General features: G+C 61.9%; 3 protein-coding genes and 1 pseudogene. All 4 read right to left on the bottom strand.

What is annotated here, in order from left to right; all coding sequences use genetic code 11:
- Positions 1-190: pseudogene (locus AB4Y84_RS21335) on the bottom strand (ribonuclease III); the annotation flags it as partial.
- Positions 180-563 carry a DUF4845 domain-containing protein gene (locus tag AB4Y84_RS21330; RefSeq protein ID WP_089236423.1) on the bottom strand — a complete coding sequence of 128 codons (384 nt, stop codon included), beginning with the start codon at positions 561-563 and terminating at the stop codon, positions 180-182. The gene AB4Y84_RS21330 and the pseudogene AB4Y84_RS21335, both read right to left, overlap by 11 nt.
- 34 nt (positions 564-597) lie before the next feature.
- A complete protein-coding gene (lepB, locus tag AB4Y84_RS21325; protein WP_025877111.1) occupies positions 598-1,392 on the bottom strand; it encodes a signal peptidase I in 795 nt (264 codons plus the stop codon).
- A 54-nt stretch (positions 1,393-1,446) separates the two neighbouring features.
- Positions 1,447-1,548 (bottom strand): hypothetical protein (locus AB4Y84_RS21320; protein ID WP_442250894.1); only part of this gene is annotated, 102 nt, incomplete at its 5' end.

Here is a 1,548-nt window from a genome sequence, read left to right as displayed (position 1 = left end):
CGTCCGCCTTGGGCCAGCGCAGGTACAACGCCTCGGCGACCATCATGTTGACGATGCTGTCGCCAAGGAACTCCAGCCGCTCGTTATGCGGCGCGCCGGCACTGCGATGGGTCAGCGCCTGCTTGAGCAGGTCTGGATCGCGGAAGGCGTGACCGATCAGGTCTTCACGTTGGAAAGATTTATTCGGCACCGCTACGGGTCAGGTCCTGGGAAGAATCGAATTTGCCAACCACATCCAGGTTGCCGACCAGTTGGCGGCGCACTTCGTAGTTGACCTTGAGGGTCCAGCCATTGTCGCGGCGATCAAACTTGACGTTGGCCGGCTTCACGTTGTCCGAGTAGTTGATGTACAGCCGCTTGAAGAACAGATCCTGGATGTTGGCCGGCGCCATGCTGCCGATGCCGGGCTCCTTGGCCAGGCTCTTCATCGCCGAGCGCACCGCGTAATACTCCTGGTACATCGGGAACAGCTTCATTCCGATGTAGAGGAAGAAGCCAACCACGATCAGGACCGTCAGGAACGAGGTCAGGGTCATGCCGCGCTGCGTGTTCATCGTCTTCATTGCGTTCTCCCCAGATACGCGAGTGGATGTGAAGTCAGTTGATGCTCGAGCCGATCCGCGACGGTTCGAAGCCGTCCTTGCAGAACCAGCCCTGGCAGTTCAGCCAGATCAGGAATGCCTTGCCGCGCAGGTTCTCTTCCGGCAGCAGGCCCCAGAAACGGCCGTCGTCGCTGTTGTCGCGATTGTCGCCCATCACCAGGTACTTGCCCGCCGGCACGGTCCACTGGCCCTGGCCACGCGGATAATCGGTCTCCAGCACGGTGTGGGTACGGCCCGGCAGGTGCTCGACCAGCAGGTTGGCGCCCTCGCCCTGGCCCTTGTGGCCGGCGTAGATGCCCTTGTTGTCGTACTTCAGCGGTTCGCCGTTGAGGATCACCCCGTCGCCTTCGAACACGACGGTGTCACCCGGCACGCCGATCACGCGCTTGATGAAGTTCTCGCCCTTGGCCGGGTCGTTGTCGCCATGGCCGGGGAAGTGGAACACCACCACGTCACCACGGGCCGGATCGCCGACCGGCACGAAGCGGGTATTGGTGATCGGCAGGCGCAGGCCATAGGAGAACTTGTTGACCAGGATGAAATCGCCGATCAGCAGGTTCGGCATCATCGAGCTGGACGGGATCTTGTACGGCTCGGCGATGAAGCTGCGCACGATCAGCACGATCGCCAGCACCGGGAAGAACGCACGCGAGTAGTCCACCAGCACCGGCTCGGTGTCGAGCAGGCCGGCGCGCTGGGCGCGACGCTTGGCCAGGTACAGCTTGTCGGCCAGCAGGATCAGGCCGGAGGCCAGGGTCAGCACGACCAGGAGGATCTCAAACAGTTTCATTCAGGGTCCTTTGCAACGTCACCGGACGATCRGCCCGAAGGCCGGTTTCGGGGCTTATTTGTTGTCCATCTGCAGCACGGCCAGGAAGGCTTCCTGCGGAATTTCCACGCGGCCGACCTGCTTCATGCGCTTCTTGCCTTCCTTCTGCTTTTCCAG

The organism is Stenotrophomonas sp. 2YAF22 (assembly GCF_052114665.1).
Classification (GTDB): Bacteria; Pseudomonadota; Gammaproteobacteria; order Xanthomonadales; family Xanthomonadaceae; genus Stenotrophomonas; species Stenotrophomonas indicatrix.
The sequence above is the reverse complement of the archived record's forward strand: the minus strand, read 5'-3'. Positions and strand labels throughout refer to the sequence as shown.